Here is a 23,193-nt window from a genome sequence, read left to right on the forward strand (position 1 = left end):
TTGGCTGAATGAACGGCACCAGCGTGCAAGAGGGCGATTACAGCGTGCCAGACGGCATTCTCGGGCTGAAAGGTCCGGTCGCCAAACCTGCGCCGGGCACCCTGCCCCTTCGCGGCGATCTTGCCCACATCGCGCTCGCCTCGACCCATCTGGCGGCGCACTATGTCGTGCCGCATATCCACGAAATCGCGGACGGCGGCGCGGACCTGTATCTGGCCGCGCGCGATGATAGCGAAATCATGCACACCCTGCCCGCGGGAACACGATTCGAAGTGCTTGACCGCGCCGGGGACTGGGTATGGGGCTGCGCCGGACCGGACGGCCCCAGCGGCTATTGCCGGTCGCATCAGGTTATCGATTGAAAGCGGGGCCAAAGCGCTTAAGACCGCCCCATGACAACGCGCATTTTCATAGACGGAGCAGCCGGCACGACCGGCCTTGAAATCCGTGACCGGCTCAATGGCCGCAGCGAATTTGACCTAATCGTATTGGACGATTCAAAGCGCAAGGACGCAGAGGCGCGCAAAACCGCACTCACCGATGCCGATATCGCCATTCTGTGCCTACCCGATGACGCTGCACGCGAAGCAGTCGCGCTGGCAGAGGGCACCGGCACCCGTTTTATCGACGCCTCTTCCGCGCACCGCACTGCGCCCGGCTGGACTTATGGCTTTCCCGAATTGACCGGGCGGGACCGGATCGCCGATGCGCAATTCGTCTCCAATCCCGGATGCTATCCCACCGGTTTCCTGTCACTGATCGCGCCGCTGGTTAAATCGGGCGTTCTGCCGGCCGACTGGCCCTACACCGTTAACGCTGTCAGCGGATATTCGGGCGGCGGCAATGCCCTGATAGATCGGTTCGCGGGCGAGGATGATCTGGCTTTCCGCACCTATGGCCTTGGCCTGGGGCACAAACATCTGCCTGAAATGCAGCGGGTCGCAGGGCTGAAATATGCGCCTGTCTTCTCCCCCAGTGTTATCGCCGCGCATCGCGGGATGATGGTTGATGTGCCGCTGCCTTTGGGCGCGATGCCGGCTGCCGCTTCGGCTGCTTTTCTCGAAAGCCAATTGACCGGCTTTTACGAAAGCAGCGAAGTCGTCCGCGTGAACCCGGGCGGTGATCTGCTGTCAGAGCTTTTACTGCGCGAAGGGGCAAAGGCGTGGGACGGGATGGAGCTGTTCGTGTTTGCATCGCGCGACGGCGAACAGGCGCGGCTGGTCGCGCTGCTCGACAATCTGGGCAAGGGGGCGAGCGGCGCTGCTATCCAGAACCTCAACATCATGTGCGGGTTGCCCGAAACCTCCGGATTGAACCTTGCGCGTTAACCAATGAGACGGCTGTCATTGCCCAAAAATTGGGCATGGGCAGATTGTCTCTTAGGCAGTGCCACAGCGACGCCTGAAATCAGCACCTTTGGCCCCCTGTCCCGCAACACCCTTGCGCCTGCGCGGGGATCGGCTACGCCAGTATTGCGCAGTGTTTGGCACGATTCTCGCTTTGGATAAGGCCAAAACAAACCATTCGGGGGAAACCACGCACGTGAAGAAGATCGAAGCGATCATCAAACCCTTCAAACTCGACGAGGTGAAGGAGGCGCTGCACGAGATTGGCGTATCCGGCATCACCGTCACGGAAGCGCGCGGCTTTGGCCGGCAAAAAGGGCACACGGAACTGTATCGCGGTGCGGAATACGTCGTCGATTTTCTTCCGAAGGTTAAGCTCGAAGTGGTCGTCGCCGACGATCAGGCCGACCGCGTCGTCGAAGCGGTCGCCGCAGCGGCCCAGACCGGGCGGATCGGCGATGGCAAGATTTTCGTCAGCCCGATCGAAACCGCGCTGCGCATTCGCACCGGCGAAACCAACGATGACGCGATCTAGCGTCCGAATTGAACCAATCCCGCTCTCGCCCGTCATAATGGCGGGCACACCTCTCGAACTATCAGCTGGAGAATACCAACATGGCTAGCACCAAAGACGTCCTTAAACGCATCAAGGATGAAGAGATCGAATGGGTCGATCTGCGTTTCACCGATCCAAAGGGCAAATGGCAGCACCTGACCATGGCCGCAGGGGTCATGGACGAAGACGCGCTGGAAGACGGCCTGATGTTCGACGGCTCCTCGATCGAGGGTTGGAAAGCGATCAACGAATCCGACATGATCCTGAAGCCTGACATGGATTCGGTTTACGTCGATCCATTCAGCGCGACCCCGATGCTGTCGATTTTCTGCAACATCGTCGAGCCGTCCGATGGCCAGCTGTATTCCCGCGACCCGCGCTCTACCGCGAAACGCGCAGAAGCCTACCTCGCCTCGACCGGCATTGGCGACACCGTCTATGTCGGGCCGGAGCCTGAGTTCTTCATGTTCGACGATGTCCGCTTTGAAGACGGCTATGCCGGATCGGGCTATGCCATCGACGACATCGAATTGCCGACCAACACCGGCAAGGAATACGAGATGGGCAACATGGCCCACCGTCCGCGCGCAAAAGGCGGCTATTTCCCCGTCGCGCCGGTTGATAGCGCTGTCGATATCCGCGCAGAGATGGTTTCGACCATGCTCGAAATGGGTCTCAACATGGACAAGCACCACCACGAGGTGGCCGCTGCCCAGCACGAACTCGGCATCACCTATTCCTCGCTAACGACCGCTGCCGATCAGGTGCAGGTCTACAAATATGTCGTGCAGCAGGTCGCCCATGCCTACGGCAAGACCGCGACGTTCATGCCGAAGCCGATCAAGGCAGATAATGGCAGCGGCATGCATAGCCACATGTCGATCTGGAAAGACGGCAAGCCGACCTTTGCCGGCAATGAATATGCCGGTCTTTCGGAAAACTGCCTGTTTTACATCGGCGGCGTGATCAAACATGCGAAAGCCGTGAACGCCTTCACCAATGCGACCACCAACAGCTACAAGCGTCTGGTCCCGGGTTTCGAAGCGCCGGTCCTGCTCGCCTATTCGGCCCGCAACCGTTCGGCATCGTGCCGCATCCCTTACGGTGCGGGCGAAAAGGCGAAGCGTGTGGAGTTCCGGTTCCCCGATGCGCTGGCCAACCCGTATCTCGCATTCTCCGCGCTACTGATGGCGGGCCTCGACGGGATCGAGAACAAGATCCACCCGGGCGAAGCCATGGACAAGAACCTCTATGACTTGCCGCCGGCCGAGCTCGCCGAAGTTCCGACCGTCTGCGGCTCGCTGCGCGAAGCACTCGAGGCACTCGAAGCCGATCACGACTTCCTGTTGAAAGGCGACGTGTTCTCCAAAGACCAGATCGAGGCTTACATGGAACTGAAATGGGAAGAGGTCATCCGCCTCGAAACCACTCCGGCCCCGGTCGAATTCGACATGTATTACAGCTCCTGATTTTCTGGGCGAAGCGGCTCAGCTTCGCCACCTGAAAATCAGCACCGCAACAAAAAGGCCGCTCGGGAAACCGGGCGGCCTTTTTTATAGGTGCTGCGGCATGATGCAGGATTAGCCGGGTCGTTCAGCAACGGTGCCGTCCAGCCGGATCAGGGTCGTCGTATCAGCAATGGTTCCGCCGACACCTTGTGCGGCCAGCAAGTCACGCACCGCCTGACGGCTTTCCCGGTCGGCAAAGCCAAACACTGCACTATCTCTCGCGGTAAAGCTTTGCGGCAGACGTCCTCTTGAAGGATCGATTACATCCCCCGTCACGGTGCTGCCAGACAGGGTGATGTTCACCAACCCTTCCGATTCTGATCGGCGCCCGATGCGAAATGCGTAATCCGGATTGGTCGGCAGTTCGCAATTTTCGAGCAGTAGCGACGCTGCGCCCACCGCTGAACCGACAGCCTGACACAGGTCCAGACCAAAGCTGAAACTGTTAGTTTTCGGAGAGTAGAACGTCACGCCGCGCACTGTGTGCTGCGTTTCGGAAGTCAGCGACACGGAAATCGAGTGGCCGGGTGCGGATGAATTTTTGAAGATGACGACCCCGCCACCGTTGATGGACACTGCACTTTCGGTGGTGAGGAACCTATCGATATCGACATGATCGATTTCGCATCCCACCGATATCCCTTCGACTATGGCTGGTTTGCCGCCGCTGGCATCGGTTTTGATAGAGGAAGAGCAATTGCGCACCCTGAAATCGGTAAAACCTTCCTGGTCTGTCCCTTGAACCACCAATTGCCGTGCAAAGAAATCGGCCGTGCTGCTGGTATGCCCGTAAAACGCGTTGTTGAAGTTTTCCAGATCTAGGCCGCGGATATCAAAGGTCTGGTCTCTCCGGTCCAGGCTGCTGAACAGGTTGAGGCCGCCGCCTGCCGCCCGCCCTTCGTCGAAACCGGCCATTCCCGGCCTCGCGACACCCCGTGCGCGGAAACCATCGACATTGCAGCTTCCCACGAACCCGTGGGAGCCGCCGCCGATGCTTTCCACCCGCCGCAGCAGCGGCACGCGATTGCTAGCGGGGTCTGTGCCCGATGTGTCTTTCGACCAGGCATCGCGCAGCGCGATATCCTGCAGCAATTCACAGCTCCAGATATAGGTGTTAGGCTGCGACATCGCGATAATAGGCTGGCCGTTGGGATTGGCCCCGCCGCCAAGTCGGACGAACAGATCGAAATTGGTCAGCCCCGCCGGCTCATCCCGCATGTCGGGGACGCTGGACCCGGTGCCGAAGATGCAGAATGCGGGCCCCGCTGCGTTCGCCAGCCGGTCAAGATTTGCGCTGACGCTGGCTCCGCCCGTGACGTATTCGAAATAGTCTTCATCAATCCTGACAAAGGGATAAGTGGTGATGGTGCCCGATTGCCCCGAACCGCCTGCGGTATGGGGGACGGGCAATTGCAGGGTGGTTTTGTAGACACCGTTGCCCTGCGCGGTGAAGGTTTTGCCGGACAGCAATTCGCCGCCCGAAAGCGTGGCCGGCAGCACCGATGAACCGTATCCCACCACCGATTGTTCGACGATATCCGAAAGGCCCGAGGAAAACGGCCGGAAATGCGTTTGCCCGCGGCGCAGGCCAATTACCTGATCCGGAGATGCCAACTGGCGGGCGCGGTCCAGGGTCTGGACCGGCGCCGTCTGGCTGCCGGAATTCCCGTCGCTTCCATTAACGGCATCGACATACCAGTCGATCGTGACGCCAACCGGGTACGGAGAGGAAGGCCGGAATGGGACCTGCTCGGTATAGTCAGGGCGCGAGGGCACCTCCCCGAATGTGCGCGGCGGCGGTGTGGGAGTGGGCGTCGGGGTCGGTGTCGGCGTGGGAACCGGAGTAGGCGTAGGAGAGGGTGTCGGCGCCGAGCTGGACCCGGACCCGCCGCATCCCGCGACAAGGAAGGCCCCTGCGCCTGCAATACCCTGCATGACGCTACGCCGATTTATTGATGACATTCAACTTTCCTCCCAGTGCGAGCGCAACCTATAATTAGCGCCGCGTCAAACCAAGAGATTTAATACGTATATTACGGATTAAATTGGATTTTTGTCTTATCGGTCACACCAGATAAGCCGCTTCACAAGTATAACATCGCCCAACTGCGCGAGACCTTTTATGAAAGGTTTGCAAAACCGCAGGAGGCGCATGAACGCGGTCAACCTGCCGGTTTCTTCGCCTTGAGCAGGCGGATGTCGGCGATCAAACTGGCAATTGCGCTGCGGGACAGGCCGTTATACACGTCGCGAATGCGCCGGTCCTTGTCGATCAGCAGCAGGTTTTCGGTATGTTTGAAATCGTCGCGGGCCAGTCACCAGATCCCACGTCCCCCTATTCACCCCGTGATCCCGGGCATACGCGCCAAGCGATGTCGCCGTGCCGGTTGCGGCCAGCTGCGGATCAACGTCGACGATCAGGTAATACATATTGGCATATTGATCGATAAAGCCGGGCGTTAAGCGCTTTTTGCAAGACGCTCGGCATTTGCAAAAATTCGCTTACAGATCGTCCAATCCCGTTAGCGCCCCGGCTTGGAAAACGCCCCTGCAGATGCGGTTATGGATGAATTGTGGAGAGATCATGGACCGCGCCGTTCGAATGCGCGCTTTCCTACTCCGCGTTGTTCCGCCTAGGTCGCCGGCCCTTTTCCCCGTATGATCAAAGGTCAGCCCTATGCCCGATACCCGCACCCCGTCCGCCGCGTCCTCTCGCAAACAGGTTTTCGATGCCTTGCGCGCCTTCCTGAAACGCGCCCTGCGCCAACGCGAGGTCGATGCGGTCGATCAGGCGCTGACCGATGCTGCCGAACATGGCTCTGATTTTGTATCTGGGGACCGTGTCACACCCGGTCCATGTCTCAGGCCGGAGGAGCGCCGCGTCGGACCGGAAGGCATCGCCCTGATCAAACGGTTCGAGGGGTGCGCCCGGCTGCGCCGCGATGGTCTGGTCGAAGCCTATCCCGATCCCGGCACCGGGGCAGAGCCGTGGACCATCGGCTGGGGCGCGACGCGCGGCGGCCTGCACGGCCATGTGGGACCGGACACCGTCTGGACACAGGCGCAATGCGATGAACGGCTGGTGGCCGACCTTGACCGGTATGCCGCCGATGTGCACCGCGCCATCGGCGATGCGCCGACCACGCAAAGACAATTCGATGCGATGGTCAGCTTTCACTACAACACCGGTGCCATCGCCCGCGCGACCCTCACAAAGCGGCATGTCGCAGGCGATCATGACGCTGCCGCGCGCGAATTTGCACGCTGGAACAAAGCAGGCGGGCGCGTCCTGAAAGGGCTGGTGCGAAGGCGCAACGAAGAGCAAAAGCTCTACAGTCACTGACACTTGGCGAGCAGGAACTGCGCCGTGCCATGCCCGTTGGTGCCTCGATATGGAGATTAAAATGAAGCCATGGATCGCGTCCGCCGCAGCAATCGCATTGCTATCCGGCCCCGCCCTGCTCGCCCAAGGGCAAGGCAAAGGAAACGACAAGGGCAAAGGCAATGGCGGCCCGCCCGCAGCCTCTGCAAAGGCCAACGGCAATGGCGGTGGTGGCAATGCCAAGCCAAATCGCGGAAACGGGAACGGCAATGGCAACGTCCGGGGTAATGCTGGCGGCAATGCGAAGCCTGATCGCGGCAATGGAAACAGCCTTGGCAATGGCAATGGAAATGGAAATGCCGCCTTCAACCGCGGCAATGGAAACGGCAACAACACCGCGCGGCGTAACAATGGCAATCAGGGCAATTCGAGTGCCTCCGCCCGCCGCAATGACGGGCGTGACGGGATCAATATCGATGTCGGTTTTGCATTGCCGGTGCTGCGCCAGGATTTCAGCGCCGATACCCGGCTGATTGATGGCTGCCCTTCCGGACTTGCCAAGAAACGCAATGGCTGTCTGCCGCCCGGTCAGGCTCGCAAGCAATATCGCAGCTATGACCCCGGCTTTTTCGGCCTGCTTGGCGCGCGCGGCGGTGATTACTTTTACGATGACGGGTTCCTGCTGGGCTATGACGGCAACAACCTTGCAGGATTTGTCCCGCTGCTCGCCGGGGCGCTGGGCATCGGCAATATCTGGCCGACCTCCTATCCCGCGCGGCGGCTGCCGGCCTATTATTCGGATTATTACGGCCTCGATGATGAGCGCGGCTATCGGTATGCCGACAACGTCATCTACCGCGTTGAGCCGGAAACTGCCGCAATCACCTCGATCGCGGCGCTGCTTACCGGTGATGATATTACCATCGGTCAGCCGATGCCGCGCGGTTACGACGTTTACAACGTGCCATACGCCTATCGCGGCCGCTATGCCGACGGCCCGAATGCAAGATACCGCTATGCCGATGGTTACGTCTACGAAATCGATCCGGAGACGATGCTTGTCGCCTCTGCCATCGACCTCGCAATCTGAGTGTGATCCACATGAAAATCGCAACGTTTAAAGCTGGCCTGATCGCCAGCCTCGCCCTCACGCTTTCCGCCTGCGGCAGCGATACCGAGATGGAAGGCGCGCCGGGCACCTCCGACCGTAGCGGCGATGCTCTCGCCGAAGTGATCACCGATGAAGGTAATGTCTCGGTGATGGGGGATGCGCTTGAGAAAACTGGCCTCGCAGGTGTGCTCGAAGGGGAGGCGAACTACACCCTGCTGGCCCCGACCGATACCGCGTTCGAGGCGCTAGGCGAACAAGCCACCGCAATGCTCGCAGATGAGGACCGCGGCGCGATTGTCGCTGCGATCCTGCGCGAACACATGGTGCCGGGCGCGCTTACCCCCGATGCAATCCGCAGCGCGATTGGCGATAATGGCGGAGAGGTCAGCATGACACCATTCGGGTCAGGCGACCTGACATGGACGCTGGACGGAGAGGATATTGTCGTCACCAATGCAGGCGGGCAGACCGCCCGGCTAAGCGGCAATGCAATTGCGGCTAAGAACGGCGTCCTCATCCCGATCGACACTGTGCTGGTTGATCCGCAATCCCTTGCCGGATCGCCTGCCCTTGCCGATCAGTAATCGCGGCTGATTTCTGCCAGCACGCTATCCCGGCCAATGGTCGAGACCGTGCCAAGCAGGGCGAGCCAGCGCGTCACCCGGTATTCGACCGACGTGGCGCTGTATCCGCGACCGTCGGTGACGATTTCGATATAGACCTTGCGCCCCAGGTTCTTGCCAAGGGCGACCCCGGTTTCCCTGCCAAGTGCGGGATCGGCGCTGACGATGCGTAGCTGGTCCAGGCCGATGGAATCGCGCAGCTGGCCGATGGGATCAATCCCGCCTCCCCCGCCGCGCAATGACGCAAGTGCCGCGCCCAATTGCACCGCATCTGTCGCTGACAGCGAAGTGACCGATCCGCCGAACAGCAATTGCGCAAGGATTTCCTCTTCGGGCAGAGCGGGTTCGGAGGAGAACGTGATCTCCGGCGTCTGCGCGTTGCCGGTGATCGCCACAATGACCTCGGTATCGCTGGAGGTCGTTTCGGCCTCGATATCAAGTCTTGGATCGATAGGCCGGTCGGCATCAAACGCGATGCGCCCGCGCGTGAGTTCAAACCGTGTCCCGGCAAAGGTGTAATCGCCGCGAACCAGCCGCGCTTCGCCGCCGATGCGCGGATCGTCGACCGTGCCGCGCAGTGCAATATCTACGCCCCACTCGCTCTCCAGCCCCAGCCCATCGACCGAAACCCGGCTCGGCGCTTTCGCGTTGATCAGATACCGCCACGCGCCCGCAGCCGAGCTGACGGTTGCGGCGTCGCTGTCCAGCCGATTAATCTCACGCGTCGTGATCTGCGGCAGCGACATGTCCTCTGCCGCGACGCCCAGTTCCCAGCTTGCGCGGTCAATCGACACACGCCCCGCTATCGTGCCGCCGACCCCGTTCGAGACGATACGAAGCGGCCCGGTGATTGTTGCGTCGAGACCATTGGCGGCGAGCAGGCGGGCATCCGTCGCCGCTGCGCGCAGGTCGATCTGGGGGCCGCGGCTGCCGCTCATCGATGCAAGATCGACCGTGCCGCTGCCGATGACAGTGCCGCCGCCGCGCGTGCTGCCTGCAAAACGTGTCAGTTCCAGCTGCGACCCGGCAAAGCGCCCGCGCACGGTCACGTCCTCGATATCGGTGCCCGAAATCGCGCTTTGCAACCGCAGATCATCGCTCGCCAGATTGCCGGTGATGCGCGGATTTGAAAGCGTGCCGACCGCATTTGCATTGACGCTGATCGGGCCGGTCAGATCGAATGTCTCAATCGCCGCGAGCCGCCACAGCGCAGTCGCTCCGCCGTCATAGGCAAAGGCTGCATCAAGCCGTCCGTTCATGATACGGCCCGCCAGATCGCTTCCCCCGCCCAATCCGGTGATCCGGGCGTCGAGCCGGCCAAGCGCTGTTTCATCTTCGCGCAACCGGGCGCCAAGGGTCAGCTGGTTTGCGGTGAGGTTGGCCACCGCCAGCACGTCAATCGGTGTGGAGGACAATATCAGGCCCGACCGGGTAAAATCGTCGATCCTGATGCGCGCGTCGGCGGATGGCCGGCCCGCGCCGTTCTGGTTCCAGTTGAAGATGCCGGACAAACGCCCGCCCAGCCCCAGATCCGTGCCTGCGAGGTCAGCCAGCCGCAGCGGCATCTGCGACAGTTTGGCGTTCAGCGTGGTTCGCTCACCGCCCAATTGCCCCTCAAGGATTGCAAAGCCTCGGGCAAAGCCGATTTGCGTCGGCGCGAGCCGCCATCCGCCATCATCCTGCGCGGTCAGCACGGCGCGGCGCGGCATTGTAATCGGACGCCCGCTATAGCTGCCGCGTGTGTACACCATGATCCGTTCGGGCGCGATCTGGCTGTCCAGTTTTAGCGTAAACCGGTCACTGCGACGTCCCGCGATAGAGGCGACCACATCGCCCCGGCCATCACTCACCGATGCTTTCGCTGCGAAGTTTGCAATGCTCAGCGCGCCGTATTCCAGCCCTTCACCGCGGACATCGGCGACAATTTCGCTGCTGCCTTCGCGGAAGGTGCCGCTGGCGGCAATATCCGCGCTGGCGATCGCAATCGGTGTATCGCCGCCGAACTGCGCGCGCCGAGCGGTCAGATTGACATCGAAACTTTGTGCGCCGCCAGCCGCCGGAGCGATGGCGACATTGCCGTCCAGACCGCCGCCCTGAATGGCCAAATCGCCTGCAATCCCTGCCTCGCGCAGGACCAGTGCGCCAGTTACATTCGTGCGGTAGACGCGCAGGCTCTCAATCCCGATCCGGGTCGGCGCATCTGCGGGCAGGATCAGACCAAACGCTCCCTCAAACGGGCCGAGGAGCGATCCGCCCTCTGCGTCGATGGCAAACCCGTCCTCGTTAGGAGCGATAGACAGGCGAACATCGCTGAGGCCAGCAGCAGGCAACGGATCAGCGAGCACCAGCTGGGCGCGCGGTCCGTCGCCTGCAATCTCTGCCTCGACGGTGAAATCGCCGTATTCGACATGGTTGCCGCTACCGGTGAGCGAGGTGCGTTCGCCCACAATACGGCTGTCGAACCTCGCGGTCAGCCGCTCACTGTCCAAGGCCACATCGCGCAGGACAATCGGTTGATCTGCGGCCATCCCGAACGCGCCGGTAAATTCAACCGTATCGCCTGCGATATTTGCAACCGTCGCATTGGCTACATCGGTAAACTGCCCGTCCAGATTGGCGCGCACGCTCCATGGCTCGTCGGTGCCAAAACGCAAGACGACATCCGCCGCCCCGTTGACCGTGCCAATATCATCGAAAGCAAGCCCGGATGTGCTGACCGGTCCTGCAATCGCATATGTGCCCGCCGCGGTGTTACCGCGAAGGGAAAGCACTGCGGAAAGGTCAGGAAACTGGAGACGCGCCCCGTCTGCGACCAGCTGCGAGCCTGCATAGATCAGCTGGCCTGTAAGCGTTCCGCCGATCAGCCGGGGGTCGATCAATTCCGATCCGGTGACGATCTGTTCGACCTGCGTATTCAGCGGCAGGACAAACCGCTCCCCGTCGAAAGTTGCCGTGCCTGATTGTAGCAGCCCTTCAATCACGGTCGATCCGGCGATCAGCTGATCGGCAGAAAGCCTGTGATCTATCCTGAGATCGCGAAAGGGGCCGTCCAGCGTCGCGCCCAGCCGAGCCGATTGCAATTGCACGCCCGCACCCAGCAAATCCGGGTCGCGAATAACCGCGCTCGTTTCAAATTCATCAAAGCTGTTGCCCGCCAGATCGACCACGCCGTCCGCGCGCAGGTCAAGCGCCGAGCTGATCGCGGCGAGTTTCCCGTCGAACACGCTGTTTTCAAGCGTGCCGCTCATGGCGATCGAAACCGCCTCTCCCAGCGCGCGATCGACAATGCCGCCGCCTTCGACCGGCGGGTTTATCTGTCCGATGGCACCGTATGTCCCGGCATTGTTGGTCAGGCGTAGCGCGGCAATTCGCTCTGCATCTTCGCCAGCCGATTGCCGCGTGAGCAGCGCGTATCCCAGCCACCGCGTCCACGTGCCGTCCCCCTCGATCTGGGCGTTGTAAGCATCATCGAGGCCTGCAATCATGGCAATCGGACCGTCCGCCGAAGCCTGATAATCGAGCGAAATGTCGAAACGGTCGCCATCGGGCTCCGCATCCAGCAGCAGAGCCAGCCGGTCGTCGGCCCCGACCCGCCCGTTCGTTTCGATCAAGGCGCGGCCCGACCTGATATCGACCTGACCCGACAGTTCGACCGTGTGCGCAGTATCCCCCGCGACGCCGGGAGCGATGACGAAATTCTCAATCCCGAATTCGTCAATGCGGATATCGAAATCGGGCAGCAACGGCGCGTCGGGATCGCCGGGTAACAGTTCCGGCATCCGCTCCAGCCGGCCGCGTTTTGCTGTCAGTTCGCGGATATCGATACCACGCCAAAGGAACGACAGCGGGCGCCAGTTCAGCACCACTTCCGGGATCAGCAAAAATTCGCCCTGCGGATCGCTGAGGACTACATCATAGAGGACTGCCTGACCGTATATATCGCCTTCGATCCGCCCAACCTCAAACCGCAGCCCCGATGCCGGTGCGACTTCCGCAATCTGTTCGGTGACATAACGTTTGCCGATGGGCGAGCTGAGAAACAGGGCGAGCAGCGCGATCGGAAGGACGATGATCGCGAGCAGCCAGCCCAGCCGCTTTGCCCAGCGCCGCTTACGCTTGCGCACGGGAGTGTCGGCCTCTGCCTCCATCACTGCATCATCCAGCGCCATCAGAATGCCTGACCCAGGCTGACATACACGACCACCGGCGCATCGAATTCGGTCGGATTAAGCGGCGCGCCGACATCGACACGGATCGGGCCAAAGCTGGTCTTGTAGCGAATACCCACGCCTGCGCCGTATTTGATGAAGCGGAAATCAGGCGTTGAACCCAGCGCGACCGATCCTGCATCCAGAAACGGCACCACCTCGATCGCTCCGTCGAGGAAGCCGGTTTGAATGCGCGCCTCCAACGACACTTCGACCAGAGAGCCTCCGCCGGTTGCTTCGCCCAGATCGTTGCGCGGGCCTATCCCCTGGAAAGCATATCCGCGCACCGAGCCGCCGCCGCCTGAATACAGCCTGCGGGACGGGGCGATCTCGAATGCCTCTGCCCCCTGAATCGTGGCCGCCCTGATACGCCCTGCAAGAACGGTGCTGCCGACGCTTTTGTAGTAGCTGGCATCGGCCTGCGCGCGCAGGTAAAATGTCTCTGTGCCGATGGACTGCGAAACTTCCGGCGCAAGGAACCCGGTCAGGCGGTAACCGCTTGTCGGGTCGAGCAGATCATCGCTGGCATCGATTGTGGCGCTGCTGAACAGGCCGAAAATCTTGTAGGTCTGGCGGTCGCGTTCGATACCGCCGATCACGCGGTTGCGTTCATCGGTGTAAAGCGCCTCCGCGCCGACCTGCCAGCTAAACGGTTTCTGGAACAACAGGTTTGAAATTTTTTCAAACGTGCCGCGCAGCGCGACGGTGCGGGCGTCCACCGCCTCTGTCTCAATGTCGCTAGCATAGGCATCCACCGTCAGCACCTGATCGCGGCCGCGGAAATTGTTTTTCTGAAACGTCACGCTGGCAAGCTGTTCGCGCGTCCCAGCAATGCCGCGCAGTTTGAGCGAGCCTTCTGGCGGGAAGAGATTGCGGTGTTCCCAGCTCGCCTCAAGCTTTATGCCGTCCTCTGTCCCGTATCCGATTGCACCTGCAATCGTGCGCAGTGGCGCGCGCTCGAATTCGGCGTCCAGCACCACTTCACCCGGCTCGCCGTTTTCGGGCGGGGCCACTTCGCGCGGTGTCAGGGCAACGCTGGACACCAGGCCTGTTGCCAGAATGGCGCGGCGCAGATCAGCTTGCAGGCTGGCCTGATAAACATCGCCTTCATCAAAGCGCGCGATCCGCGTCAGGTGCCTGCCCGACAGGAACGGCTGGTCGCTGCTGACCACGCCTGCGAACACGTATTTGCCGCCGGGTTCGACGGGCATGGAAAGGTCACCTTCCCGGCGCGCGTGGTCGATCAGCAGTGACGGCGCATCAACCTCGGCAAAAGGATAGCCGGTTTCGCCCAGCGCGAGACGCAGGTCCTGTTCCTCCGCCACGATGCGGTCCGATTGCAGCGGATCGCCCGCATTGATATCGAATGCGCGGCGCAGGGCCTCGTAATCGGGCGCGGTGTCAAGCAAGCCGAGATCGACCACGCCGAAACTGTAACGCTGACCCGGCAGAATATCGAAACGCACCTGCGGATCGGTATCCGCCTGCGAGATATCGCCATTATCGCCGCGCCGTCCGCCCGATAACTGGCGGGCAATCTCACCATCGTAATAGCCGTAGACGCGCAGCATTTCGTTGAGCAGCTCTTCGTCCGCCCTTGCCCGCGCGGCAAGCTGGGGCACGGTGTCATCGCCGCTTTCCAGCGCCTCGATCGTGGACAGCGCGTCGAACCGGGTCAGGAAATCGGTCCGTTCCGGAAAGGCATCGCTGTCCGCCGGGAATGCGAGCACCAGTTCATCGCTGATGCGGAATTCTTCCAGCTCCGGATATTCGATCAGGTCGGGCGCATCGATCTGCGCCAAGGCTTCGCCGTCCTCTGCTGGCTCGAGCCGGTCAGGCTCTGGGATTTCAAATCCGTCCAGAGTGGCGGCGATGGCGGGGTCGGGCTGCGAGGCCAGTTCGCTTTCGGCGGCCTCGGCAACTTCTTCGACATCCGCCTCTGCGCCGGGAACAGATACCGCGCCTTCTTGCGCCCACTCCGACGCTTCCTCAACCGCGCTGGGCGGGATCAGGTCATCAAGGGTGCGGCTGGGAAGCAGTTCTTCCGCAGTCGGTGGCGGCTCTTCAGAGGCTGGCGGCTGGGCTTGTTCGGTTTGACCGGGCTGCTGAGGCTGGCGATCATCGTCGGCCTGTTCGGCCTGCTCCTGGGCACTATCGCCCTGATCCTGCGTCTGCGCCACTGCACCTTGCGGGGCGAATGCGACGGCTGCGCACAGACCGCCCGCCATTAAAAGATGCAATTGTAAACGTGGCAAATATTAGCTCGCTGGGAATTTGACCGGTTGCCCGTCCTTACCCCGTGCAGCTTCCACTGTGCCAGCCTTTTTCTGTCGCGGAGCGGTCGCTTCGGCGATCAGCTTGCTCTGCTCGTCGCTATCCATGCGCTGCCAGCCATCCCGGGCAAGCCGTTCCAGCGGGCGATAGCGCACTTTATATTGCATCCGCGGCGACCCCTCGACCCAGTAACCAAGGTAGACATAGGGCAGTTTGTCGGCTGCGGCGCGCAGGATGTGATCGAGGATGATGAAATTGCCGAGCCCGGCGCGGCCTTCATGATCGGGATCATAGAACGAATAGATCATCGACAGCCCATCGCCCTGCCGATCCGTCAGGCAGGCACCCACCAGTTTGCCGGGCGAACCATCGGCAGTCGGCTCACGGTATTCGACGACATTGCTAGTCACCGGGGTGTGTTCGATCATGTCGGCATAATCGAGTTCATCCATCGCCGACATTCCGCCATCGGGATGCCGCACGCTGAGATACTTTGCGAGCAAATCAAACTGTTCGTCCGTCGCCCACGGGCGGCATTCGGTCACCACCAGATCGGAATTGCGCCGGATGTCGCGCCGCTGTGTGCTGGACGGTTTGAATTCGCCCGCGACAACGCGCACCGAAACACAGGCCTGGCAGTCAAGGCAGCTGGGGCGATAAGCGACAGTCTGGCTGCGGCGGAACCCGATCCTGCCCAGCGCCTCGTTCAGCTGATCCGAATGCTCCCCCTTCAGCTCGGTGAAAACCTTCCGCTCCTGCCGACCGGGCAGGTACGGGCACGGCGCCGGACTGGTCACAAAAAAACGGGGGAAGCGGATCGGGGCCGTCACGGGTTTGGCTGCGTCCTTTGGTGTTCGAGCGGGGGCGATACGGGAATCGGCTCTTTGCCTGTTAAGACGATGTTATGCCTTTTCGGGTTCCCAGGTAAAAGACCCTTAACCAAGATTCATGGTTAATAGCGCCTTACTTTGCACAATTTGGCCGCGAAACAGAAACGATATCGGACCAAACGGAGCCCGGCCTTCCGATCAGTTCAGTTCCACCGCCTCGACGATATAATTCTCCGCCCGCAAGGCCGCGATCAGCTGTTCAACCTGCTGCGCATCGCGCGCTTCGCATTCGATATCGGTGATCAGGCCTTTGGCGGGGAGCGTCGTAAAAATACGCTGGTGATAGATTTCGATGATGTTGACGTTGTGCTCGTCAAACAGGCGCATCACCTTGAACAGGGCGCCGGGGCGATCCTGCAATGTGACGCGCAGACGCGCCAGCCTGCCCTGCCGCGCCAGATCGCGCAGCAACACATTGGCAAGCAGCCGCGTGTCGATATTGCCGCCGCACAGGACCAGGCCGATGGTCTTGCCTGCAAACCGTTCAGGATTGCTGAGCACCGCCGCCAATCCCGCAGCGCCCGCCCCCTCGACCACGGTTTTCTCGATCTGGAGGAGCAGCGACACCGCCTTTTCCAGCGAAGGTTCGCTGACGAGAAGGATGTCATCGACCCGCTCCGCGATCACCTTGCTGGTGAATTCGCCCGGCTTTTTAACAGCGATCCCTTCGGCCAGCGTGTCGCCGCCGCAGGGATGGCTCTCACCTTTGATCTTGTCGAACATGCTGGGGAACAGCGCGGCCTGCACGCCGACCACCTCGATATCGGGATTGGTCGCGCGCGCGACCGTTGCCATACCGCTGATCAGGCCGCCCCCGCCAATCGGCGTGACGATGCAATCGAGGTCGGGCTGCACCTCCAGCATCTCAAGTGCCACTGTGCCTTGACCTGCAGCGATCAGCGGATCGTCAAACGGGTGCACGAATGTGAGGCCCATTTGCGCCTCAAGCTTGCGCGCGTGGGCGTGCGCTTCATCAAAGGTCTCACCCTCCAGCACGACTTTGCCGCCGACGCTTTCGGTTTGCATGATCTTCACCGTCGGCGTGGTGCGCGGCATGACGATGTGCACCGGCACTCCCAGACGCGTCCCGTGGTAGGATAGCCCCTGGCTGTGGTTGCCTGCCGATGCGGCTATGACGCCGCGCTGCTTTTGCTCTTCGGTAAGGTGCAGCAAAGCATTGAGCGCGCCGCGTTCCTTATAGGCGGCGGTGAACTGCAGGTTTTCAAACTTCAGCCAGATATCCGCGCCCGTGATCTGCGACAGCGTGATAGAGCGCATCATCGGCGTTTTGACCACAGCGCCCTCAATTCGCGCAGCAGCGGCGCGAACAGTGTCGATGGTCAGCTCATCAGGGCTGGCGGTGCTGGCGGCTAGCGGCACAGCGGATGCGGTTTCGGCGGTCATGGTGCGTGCGGGGTTAGGCCGTCCCAATCGCAAGGGCAATTCCAAACGCAGCGTGTTCCTCAGCATAATTGCACCCCGCAAGACTGCTTTGCCGATTGCAGCATCCCCGGAAGAGCTCCGGGCCTGTGATAAAACCTGAAAGGGAACGGAAAACCCCGCCCCTTTGCATTGGCAGCACCGCAAAAGCTGACTAGTGCTGGCGGTCATGACTTCACCGCTTTCTGTCGCATTTCTCGGACTTGGCGTGATGGGCGGTCCGATGACGGGCCATCTTGCCCGCGCAGGCCGAAGCGTAACCGCTTATAACCGCTCTCCGCGCCGGGCGGATAAATGGGCCGAGATCTGGCAAGGCGAAGGGCTGAAAGTCGCGTTTGCCGATACCCCGGCGCAGGCTGCGCGCGACGCGGACATCGTGTTTGTTTGTGTCGGCAATGACGAAGATCTGCGCGAAGTGACTTTGGGTCAGGACGGCGCGCTTTCCGCCATGCGCGCTGGCTCGCTTCTGGTAGATCACACCACAATATCGGCCGACATGGCCCGCCTGCTTTCTACCGAGGCGCAGGCGCGCGGTATCGATGCCGTGGACGCACCCGTAAGCGGCGGCGAAGCGGGCGCGGTGAACGGCCAGCTTGCCATCATGTGCGGCGGATCAGACGCGGCGGTTGAGCGCGCCCGGCCCGTGATGGAGTGTTATAGTAAATCAACGGTCCATGTCGGCCCTGCGGGCGCTGGTCAGACGGCCAAGATGGCCAACCAGATGTGCATTGCCGGGGTTCTGGGCGGTCTGTCGGAGGCAATCCGGCTGGCTCAGGCAGCGGGGCTGGACCTCGACAAGACGTATGAGGCGATATCAGGCGGCGCGGCGCAAAGCTGGCAGATGGACAATCGCTGGTCGACCATGACCGCCGATGAATTTGATTTCGGCTTCGCAATCGACTGGATGCGCAAGGATTTGGGCTATGCTCTTGGCGAGGCCAAACGGCTGGGCCTGTCATCCCCAATCACCGCGCTGGTCGATCAATTTTATGCCGACGTTCAGGCGGCAGGCGGCGGGCGCAAGGATACAAGCGCGCTGATCACCCGTCTGCCCGCGTCAAAAGACACACCGACCAAAGGATGAATTTCATGCGTTTCGCTCACCGCCTCCTCGCGGCGTCTGCCGTTTTGATCGGCGGGTTCTTCGCCGTCCCTGCCGCTGCCGATACGCTGGTCGACAATGTTGATGGAGTGACCGTCAATAAGGACGGCGACGTGGTGCGTTTCACCGGACTGGTGTTCGACGACAATGGCATCATCACGCAAATACTTGAGCGCGGCGATGACCGCCCGCGCGACGTTGAATTTGGCGTTGATGGCGAAGGCCGCGTGATGCTGCCGGGCATGATTGACGCGCATGTGCATGTGATGGACATCGGTTTTGCCGAACTGACGCTCGATCTTTCGGAAACGCGCTCGCTCGAAGAGGCGCTGGCAAAGATTGCCCAATTTGCCGAGGATAATCCGGGCCGCCCGTGGATTCTGGGTCGCGGCTGGAATCAGGAAAAATGGGGTCTTGGCCGCTTTCCCACCGCCGCTGAACTGGACGCGGTTGTATTGGACCGCCCGGTCTGGCTGGAACGCGCCGATAACCACGCCAACTGGGCCAATTCGGCGGCTATCGACCGTGCAGGAGTGACCGCAGAAACGCAGGACCCGGCAGGCGGGCGCGTGATCCGCGATGCCGCTGGCGCGCCGACCGGGGTCTTCATCGACAACGCCATCGACCTCGTCGGCAAAGTCGTCCCCGCCCCTCGCCCCGAAGACCGCGATGCCGCCTTTGCCAAAGCGCAGCAGCGCCTGATCGCCAACGGTGTAACGGCGGTTGCCGATATGGGCACGCCGATAGAGGACTGGCAGACATTCCGCCGTGCTGGAGACCGCGGCGCGCTAAACATCCGCATCATGGCGTACGCCGACAGCCTCGCCTCGATGGAGCTGATCGCGGGCGCAGAGCCGACGCCGTGGCTGTATGATGACAAGCTGCGGCTCGGCGGGATCAAGCTGTACCTCGACGGCGCGCTCGGATCACGCGGCGCCACGCTGAAAGAACCGTATGAGGACGAGCCGGCGACGACCGGGCTGCCGCTGCTGACCCCCGCACAATTGCGCAATCTGATGAGCCGCGCCGCGCTCGACAATTTCCAAAGCGCGATCCACGCAATTGGTGATGCCGCGAATGCCGACGTGCTCAATGCGATTGAAGAATTGTCCGAAACCTATGAAGGGGACCGCCGCTGGCGCATCGAACATGCGCAAATCGTCGATCCTGCGGACCTTGAAGAGTTCGGCAGACACGGCGTGATCGCATCGATGCAGCCGCTTCACCAGACGTCCGATCGAACCATGGCAGAGGCCCGCCTTGGACCTGACCGGCTGGACGGAGCCTATGCCTGGCGCAGCGTATTGAAAGTAGGCGGCAGGCTCGCCTTCGGATCAGACGCGCCGGTTGAACCAGCCGATGCGTTCGCAGGCTTCGCGGTCGCGATCAGCCGGACCGATGCAGACGGCCAGCCCTTTGGTGGATGGCTGCCAAGCGAAACCGTTTCCCGCGAGGCTGCGCTAAAGGGCTTTACCTCCGACGCCGCGTTTGCAGGGTTTGCCGATGGCCGGTTTGGCAGACTGGTCGCCGGGGAGAGAGCGGATTTTCTGTTGGTTGACCGCGATCCGATGCTCGCATCACCGGCTGATATCCGCGCAACGCGCATTTTGCAGGTCTGGATCGGCGGCGAGCGGAAAAGGTAATTCCGCCGCATTTATCGCGCAGCCCGACCCGCGACGGTGCAACTGATTACTCAATTGGTCTAAGTATAACTGCCTAAACCGCCGAGTCTTTCTTGGTTTGGCAATATTTTCGAATATACGGTGAAACCGAGAGCGGAGAGCACGTCTGGACGAATCGGAACGCTTTGCGCACTGACCAGTTGATTAAATGCGTGTCGTTTCAGAGGGTAAGTTGCAATTGTGCAACTGCACAAATTTGAATCGGCGTTTTCGCGGTGAAGTCTGGTGATCTTGTCCGGCTGATCGCGTAAGAGATTGAAATTACGATATTCTAGTGCGGGGTGGCAGCGCGCTCGGGTCCAAATTAAGACTTGCCACGAATTGTGAATCGGGCTAGCCATTGTTCGAATAATAAATTTAGAGCTCAATTGGAGACAAAACGATGAAGATCCGTACCCTCGCATTGGCTACCGCAGCGGTTTCGCTCGCAGCTTCGCCTGCGATCGCAGAAGCAGCTTTCGACCGCACCTCCGCACCTGTTGAAGGTGAAAGCGAAGTTGCTGGCGGCAGCGGCATCATCATCGCTCTTCTCGCAGCAGCTGCGATCATCGGCGGTATCGTTATTGCTGCTGACGGCGGCGACGATGCACCAACCAGCCCGTAAGATCGGCTGACACGAATTTTAAAAGGGGCTCCTTTCGGGGCCCCTTTTTTTGTCTGCGATCCGACTAGACAGCGTGGAACTAAAAACAGTTCGAGATGCTCGGCTGCGTCGTGGACGGCTGAAGAGATGGGGCATTGCAGACTCGAAGGTTTAGCTCTGGCCGAACCGGGCCACTTTGCTCGTTACGTCAAACCGCACGTGGCCTGTATGCGAGCACGGATCAGGATGGAGCTTCAGCGTCTTCGCTGGCCTGCTCGGACTTGCGCTTGGCGGATTTCTCGACCGAACGTTCCTGAAGCCGCATCAGCAGCAGCGAACCTTCAAAAAGCACGAGCAGCGGCAGGGCGAGGATTACCTGCGATCCCGGATCGGGCGGCGTAACTATTGCCGCCAGCGCAACCACCCCAACAATCACATAACGCCGCGCACCTGACATCTGCGCACGCGTGACGATCCCGGCGCGGTGGAGCAGCATCAGCAGGACCGGCAAAAGGAATGTAAGCCCGAATGCGAGGATGAACTGCATCACCAGATCGAGGTAATCTCCCGCCGCCGGTAGAGCCTCCACCGTAAGCCCGCCAGCATCTCCGCCAAAGCCGAGAAACCATTTGAACGCGGTCGGCATGACCACGAAATACGCAAGGGATGCGCCGCCGATAAACAGCACCGGGGTGGCGATCAGAAACGGCAAAAACGCCTTTTTTTCCTGCGCATAAAGGCCCGGCGCGACAAACGCCCAAAGCTGGTTGGCGATAATCGGAAAGCTTACCATGAAGCCCGCAAACAGCCCGACTTTGAGATCGACGAAGAACAATTCGGGCAGGCGCGTGAAGATCAGCTGCCCCTCCCCTGCAGGAAACGCATCTTTTAGCGGCTTGACCAGAAATCCCAGAATCGGATCGGCGTAATAAAAGCATACGCCAAACCCGATCAGCAACGCGAAAACCGATCGCATCAACCGCGATCGCAGCTCGACCAGATGATCGAGCAGCGGAGCGCGGGTTTCGTCGATATCCTTGATCTCGAATGCCATGCCCGCCGCCTATTCCGCCGATTTCCCGCCCGCGTTTTTACGCGGAGCGAGGGGCAGTTCAGGTGCGGTGTCGTCGCCCTGACCATTTGGCTTCTCATCTGACGGCGACATACCGGGCACAGGATCATCGGTCATCGTGTCGGGCCCGCTTTCGGCCGCGACCGGCGGCGGGCCTGTCATCACCGGCTCGCCTGCATCGCTCTCAGAAGCGTCAGCGGTGCGTTTCATGATGGCCTCGTTCTGGGCTTTCCACTTCTTTTCCATGTCCTCGAGCTCGGCTTCGCGAACCATCGCATCAATGCCGGTGCGGAAATGAGCGGACACCTTGCGAACCTGGCCAATCCAGCGCCCGGCAGTGCGCATTGCGCGCGGCATCTCTTTTGGGCCGATCACTAGGATCGCCACGATCACAATGACCAGAAGTTCAGCTGCGCCGATATCGAACATGGGGGCCCTTCAGGCGCGCACCGTAATGCGCGGCGATTGATGCGCGGCGATGGTTCAGCCAGCTTTGTCGCTAGGTTCGCTGGTCTTGGTTTCAGTGGGCGTCACGTCTTTGGCCGGAGCTTCGATCCGCGCCTTTGACGCAGGTTCAGCTTCGTCTTCTTCTGTCATTCCCTTCTTAAAGCTGGAAATGCCTTTGCCAAAATCGCCCATCATTTCCGAGATCCGGCCGCGTCCGAACAGGACGAGGATGACCAACGCCACGATGAGAATTTGCCAGATACCGATACCGCCCATGCGTAATCTCTCTATTTGTGTGTGATGCCAATATAGGGGCGATCATCCGCTTGCGCCAGTCGTCAGGACAATTGCGTGAAAATCAGCTGTCTTCCGATGTTTCCGCCGCATCTTCGCCATCGCCGGATGCGCCGCCGGACCCGGCGCTTTCCATCGCCTCTTCCAGCGCATCGTCCACAGGGTCGAGCAAGCCCGCTGCGCGCAGTTCATCCATACCCGGCAGATCGCGGCGCGATCCAAGGCCGAAATGGTCGAGGAATTCGGGCGTTGTGGCGTAGATCACCGGCCGACCGGGGACTTCGCGCCGTCCCGCAAGCTTGATCCAGCCTGCCTCCATCAGCACATCAAGAGTGCCTTTTGCAGTCTGGACGCCCCGGATCGATTCGATCTCTCCGCGACTGACCGGTTCGTGATAGGCGATGATGGCGAGCACTTCTGTGGCTGCCCTGCTCAGTCGGCGAACCTGTTCCCGCTCCCGCCGCAGCAGATGCGCCAGATCGGGCGCGGTTTCAAAATGCCAGCGTTTTCCTCGCTCGACCAGATGCACGCCCCGGTCCGCATAATGGCCGGCGAGAGAGCGAAGCGCATCGCGCACCGCGCCATTTTCCAGGCCGCCTAGGTGGGCGGACAGCGCATCCACGCCCAACGGTTCTTCGGCAGCAAACAGTGTCGCCTCCAGCGCGCGCTCGACCTCGTCCTGCGCCATGACGGGATCGTTTGCCGCCAGTGCCACATCCTCGCTCGGCACGGTGT

Annotated in this window: 19 protein-coding genes; 10 read left to right on the forward strand and 9 right to left on the reverse strand. The window is 61.1% G+C overall.

The window, feature by feature from the left end; genetic code table 11:
- Positions 1–8: 8 nt before the first annotated feature.
- The 4 genes from ACGHU1_RS09840 to glnA all read left to right on the forward strand — a co-directional run bounded on the left by ACGHU1_RS09840 (position 9) and on the right by glnA (position 3,371).
- Entirely contained in the window at positions 9–362 is a 354-nt protein-coding gene (locus ACGHU1_RS09840) for a hypothetical protein (RefSeq protein WP_390586352.1), read from the forward strand.
- Positions 363–392: 30 nt separating this feature from the next.
- Positions 393–1,328: an N-acetyl-gamma-glutamyl-phosphate reductase gene (gene argC, locus ACGHU1_RS09845; protein ID WP_390586353.1), complete on the forward strand. Its 936-nt coding sequence runs from the start codon at positions 393–395 to the stop codon at positions 1,326–1,328.
- 214 nt (positions 1,329–1,542) lie between these two features.
- Positions 1,543–1,881 carry a P-II family nitrogen regulator gene (locus ACGHU1_RS09850; RefSeq protein ID WP_390586355.1) on the forward strand — a complete coding sequence of 113 codons (339 nt, stop codon included), beginning with the start codon at positions 1,543–1,545 and terminating at the stop codon, positions 1,879–1,881.
- An 80-nt stretch (positions 1,882–1,961) separates the two neighbouring features.
- Complete coding sequence (gene glnA / locus ACGHU1_RS09855) at positions 1,962–3,371, forward strand: type I glutamate--ammonia ligase (protein WP_390586357.1); 1,410 nt, start codon at positions 1,962–1,964, stop codon at positions 3,369–3,371.
- A gap of 111 nt (positions 3,372–3,482) precedes the next feature.
- Here the strand turns inward: glnA and ACGHU1_RS09860 are convergent, their stop codons facing one another.
- Positions 3,483–5,372, reverse strand: a complete 1,890-nt coding sequence (locus ACGHU1_RS09860; RefSeq protein WP_390586358.1) for a hypothetical protein — start codon at positions 5,370–5,372, stop codon at positions 3,483–3,485.
- Between the two features lie 715 nt (positions 5,373–6,087).
- Here ACGHU1_RS09860 and ACGHU1_RS09865 point away from each other — a divergent pair.
- The 3 genes from ACGHU1_RS09865 to ACGHU1_RS09875 all read left to right on the forward strand — a co-directional run bounded on the left by ACGHU1_RS09865 (position 6,088) and on the right by ACGHU1_RS09875 (position 8,427).
- Positions 6,088–6,753 (forward strand): lysozyme, encoded by a 666-nt coding sequence (locus ACGHU1_RS09865; protein ID WP_390586360.1) that lies wholly within the window; start codon positions 6,088–6,090, stop codon positions 6,751–6,753.
- Positions 6,754–6,814: 61 nt separating this feature from the next.
- The gene (locus ACGHU1_RS09870) at positions 6,815–7,822 is read left to right on the forward strand and encodes a hypothetical protein (protein WP_390586361.1); all 1,008 of its coding nucleotides are present in this window, start codon (positions 6,815–6,817) and stop codon (positions 7,820–7,822) included.
- A gap of 11 nt (positions 7,823–7,833) precedes the next feature.
- Positions 7,834–8,427 (forward strand): fasciclin domain-containing protein, encoded by a 594-nt coding sequence (locus tag ACGHU1_RS09875; protein ID WP_390586364.1) that lies wholly within the window; start codon positions 7,834–7,836, stop codon positions 8,425–8,427.
- Here ACGHU1_RS09875 and ACGHU1_RS09880 read toward each other — a convergent pair.
- The 4 genes from ACGHU1_RS09880 to ACGHU1_RS09895 all read right to left on the reverse strand — a co-directional run bounded on the left by ACGHU1_RS09880 (position 8,421) and on the right by ACGHU1_RS09895 (position 17,242).
- Positions 8,421–12,635: a translocation/assembly module TamB domain-containing protein gene (locus ACGHU1_RS09880; protein WP_390586365.1), complete on the reverse strand. Its 4,215-nt coding sequence runs from the start codon at positions 12,633–12,635 to the stop codon at positions 8,421–8,423. The two genes, ACGHU1_RS09875 and ACGHU1_RS09880, sit on opposite strands and share 7 nt — an antisense overlap.
- Positions 12,635–14,902, reverse strand: coding sequence for a BamA/TamA family outer membrane protein (locus ACGHU1_RS09885; protein WP_390586368.1), 2,268 nt, complete (start codon positions 14,900–14,902; stop codon positions 12,635–12,637). Before ACGHU1_RS09885 ends, ACGHU1_RS09880 begins: the two co-directional genes overlap by 1 nt.
- Before the next feature lie 30 nt (positions 14,903–14,932).
- Entirely contained in the window at positions 14,933–15,778 is an 846-nt protein-coding gene (locus ACGHU1_RS09890; RefSeq protein WP_390586370.1) for an arginyltransferase, read from the reverse strand.
- A gap of 198 nt (positions 15,779–15,976) precedes the next feature.
- Positions 15,977–17,242, reverse strand: a complete 1,266-nt coding sequence (locus ACGHU1_RS09895) for a threonine ammonia-lyase (RefSeq protein WP_390586623.1) — start codon at positions 17,240–17,242, stop codon at positions 15,977–15,979.
- A gap of 205 nt (positions 17,243–17,447) precedes the next feature.
- On the opposite strand from ACGHU1_RS09895, the gene ACGHU1_RS09900 reads away from it, so the two are divergent.
- The 3 genes from ACGHU1_RS09900 to ACGHU1_RS09910 all read left to right on the forward strand — a co-directional run bounded on the left by ACGHU1_RS09900 (position 17,448) and on the right by ACGHU1_RS09910 (position 20,666).
- Positions 17,448–18,362: an NAD(P)-dependent oxidoreductase gene (locus tag ACGHU1_RS09900; RefSeq protein ID WP_390586372.1), complete on the forward strand. Its 915-nt coding sequence runs from the start codon at positions 17,448–17,450 to the stop codon at positions 18,360–18,362.
- A 5-nt stretch (positions 18,363–18,367) separates the two neighbouring features.
- Positions 18,368–20,023 (forward strand): amidohydrolase, encoded by a 1,656-nt coding sequence (locus ACGHU1_RS09905; RefSeq protein WP_390586373.1) that lies wholly within the window; start codon positions 18,368–18,370, stop codon positions 20,021–20,023.
- Between the two features lie 421 nt (positions 20,024–20,444).
- Positions 20,445–20,666, forward strand: a complete 222-nt coding sequence (locus tag ACGHU1_RS09910) for a hypothetical protein (RefSeq protein ID WP_390586376.1) — start codon at positions 20,445–20,447, stop codon at positions 20,664–20,666.
- 220 nt (positions 20,667–20,886) lie between these two features.
- On the opposite strand, the gene tatC is transcribed toward ACGHU1_RS09910, so the two are convergent.
- The 4 genes from tatC to scpB all read right to left on the reverse strand — a co-directional run bounded on the left by tatC (position 20,887) and on the right by scpB (position 23,146).
- Positions 20,887–21,699, reverse strand: coding sequence for a twin-arginine translocase subunit TatC (tatC, locus tag ACGHU1_RS09915; protein ID WP_390586377.1), 813 nt, complete (start codon positions 21,697–21,699; stop codon positions 20,887–20,889).
- A 9-nt stretch (positions 21,700–21,708) separates the two neighbouring features.
- The gene (gene tatB, locus ACGHU1_RS09920; RefSeq protein WP_390586379.1) at positions 21,709–22,146 is read right to left on the reverse strand and encodes a Sec-independent protein translocase protein TatB; all 438 of its coding nucleotides are present in this window, start codon (positions 22,144–22,146) and stop codon (positions 21,709–21,711) included.
- A 54-nt stretch (positions 22,147–22,200) separates the two neighbouring features.
- Positions 22,201–22,440, reverse strand: coding sequence for a twin-arginine translocase TatA/TatE family subunit (locus tag ACGHU1_RS09925; protein ID WP_390586381.1), 240 nt, complete (start codon positions 22,438–22,440; stop codon positions 22,201–22,203).
- A gap of 82 nt (positions 22,441–22,522) precedes the next feature.
- Positions 22,523–23,146 (reverse strand): SMC-Scp complex subunit ScpB, encoded by a 624-nt coding sequence (gene scpB, locus ACGHU1_RS09930; protein WP_390586625.1) that lies wholly within the window; start codon positions 23,144–23,146, stop codon positions 22,523–22,525.
- Between the last annotated feature and the right edge of the window lie 47 nt (positions 23,147–23,193).

This window comes from Erythrobacter sp. MTPC3 (assembly GCF_042854385.1).
In the GTDB taxonomy this organism is placed as follows: domain Bacteria; phylum Pseudomonadota; class Alphaproteobacteria; order Sphingomonadales; family Sphingomonadaceae; genus Erythrobacter.

Excerpts from the sequence above, each read along its gene's own strand:
- ACGHU1_RS09840 (WP_390586352.1), top strand. The coding sequence starts at position 9 with ATGAACGGCACCAGCGTGCAAGAGGGCGATTACAGCGTGCCAGACGGC.
- argC (WP_390586353.1), top strand. The coding sequence starts at position 393 with ATGACAACGCGCATTTTCATAGACGGAGCAGCCGGCACGACCGGCCTT.
- glnA (WP_390586357.1), top strand. The coding sequence starts at position 1,962 with ATGGCTAGCACCAAAGACGTCCTTAAACGCATCAAGGATGAAGAGATC.
- ACGHU1_RS09860 (WP_390586358.1), bottom strand. The coding sequence starts at position 5,372 with ATGTCATCAATAAATCGGCGTAGCGTCATGCAGGGTATTGCAGGCGCA.
- ACGHU1_RS09865 (WP_390586360.1), top strand. The coding sequence starts at position 6,088 with ATGCCCGATACCCGCACCCCGTCCGCCGCGTCCTCTCGCAAACAGGTT.
- ACGHU1_RS09870 (WP_390586361.1), top strand. The coding sequence starts at position 6,815 with ATGAAGCCATGGATCGCGTCCGCCGCAGCAATCGCATTGCTATCCGGC.
- ACGHU1_RS09875 (WP_390586364.1), top strand. The coding sequence starts at position 7,834 with ATGAAAATCGCAACGTTTAAAGCTGGCCTGATCGCCAGCCTCGCCCTC.
- ACGHU1_RS09880 (WP_390586365.1), bottom strand. The coding sequence starts at position 12,635 with ATGGCGCTGGATGATGCAGTGATGGAGGCAGAGGCCGACACTCCCGTG.
- ACGHU1_RS09885 (WP_390586368.1), bottom strand. The coding sequence starts at position 14,902 with ATGGCGGGCGGTCTGTGCGCAGCCGTCGCATTCGCCCCGCAAGGTGCA.
- ACGHU1_RS09895 (WP_390586623.1), bottom strand. The coding sequence starts at position 17,242 with ATGACCGCCGAAACCGCATCCGCTGTGCCGCTAGCCGCCAGCACCGCC.
- ACGHU1_RS09900 (WP_390586372.1), top strand. The coding sequence starts at position 17,448 with ATGACTTCACCGCTTTCTGTCGCATTTCTCGGACTTGGCGTGATGGGC.
- ACGHU1_RS09905 (WP_390586373.1), top strand. The coding sequence starts at position 18,368 with ATGCGTTTCGCTCACCGCCTCCTCGCGGCGTCTGCCGTTTTGATCGGC.
- ACGHU1_RS09910 (WP_390586376.1), top strand. The coding sequence starts at position 20,445 with ATGAAGATCCGTACCCTCGCATTGGCTACCGCAGCGGTTTCGCTCGCA.
- tatC (WP_390586377.1), bottom strand. The coding sequence starts at position 21,699 with ATGGCATTCGAGATCAAGGATATCGACGAAACCCGCGCTCCGCTGCTC.
- tatB (WP_390586379.1), bottom strand. The coding sequence starts at position 22,146 with ATGTTCGATATCGGCGCAGCTGAACTTCTGGTCATTGTGATCGTGGCG.
- ACGHU1_RS09925 (WP_390586381.1), bottom strand. The coding sequence starts at position 22,440 with ATGGGCGGTATCGGTATCTGGCAAATTCTCATCGTGGCGTTGGTCATC.
- scpB (WP_390586625.1), bottom strand. The coding sequence starts at position 23,146 with ATGGCGCAGGACGAGGTCGAGCGCGCGCTGGAGGCGACACTGTTTGCT.